This window comes from Rhodoplanes roseus (assembly GCF_003258865.1).
Taxonomy (GTDB): domain Bacteria; phylum Pseudomonadota; class Alphaproteobacteria; order Rhizobiales; family Xanthobacteraceae; genus Rhodoplanes; species Rhodoplanes roseus.
Genome location: NZ_NPEX01000725.1, coordinates 1 through 292, shown reverse-complemented (window position 1 = coordinate 292; position 292 = coordinate 1). Strand labels below are relative to the sequence as shown.

At 66.1% G+C, this 292-nt stretch carries 1 protein-coding gene; it reads left to right on the top strand.

The window, feature by feature from the left end; translation table 11 throughout:
* The coding region (locus CH341_RS32140) for an ATP-binding protein (RefSeq protein WP_146604748.1) at window positions 1-292 on the top strand (292 nt) is incomplete at both ends.

Sequence of the window (292 nt, the reverse complement as noted above, 5' to 3'; positions counted from 1 at the left end):
GTCCGTGGCCAAGGCCGGCGTGCTCGATCGCTATGGCGTCACGATGATCGGCGCGCGCGCCGAAGTCATCGACAAGGCCGAGGACCGAGAGCTCTTCCGTGAAGCGATGACGAAGATCGGCCTCGACACGCCGACGTCGCGTCTTGCCCATTCCCTTCCCGAAGCCCTTGCCGCGCTCGAAGAGATCGGCCTGCCGGCGATCATCCGTCCCTCCTTCACGCTCGGCGGCACCGGCGGCGGCATCGCCTACAATCGCGAAGAGTTTCTCGAGATCGCCGAACGCGGCATCGAC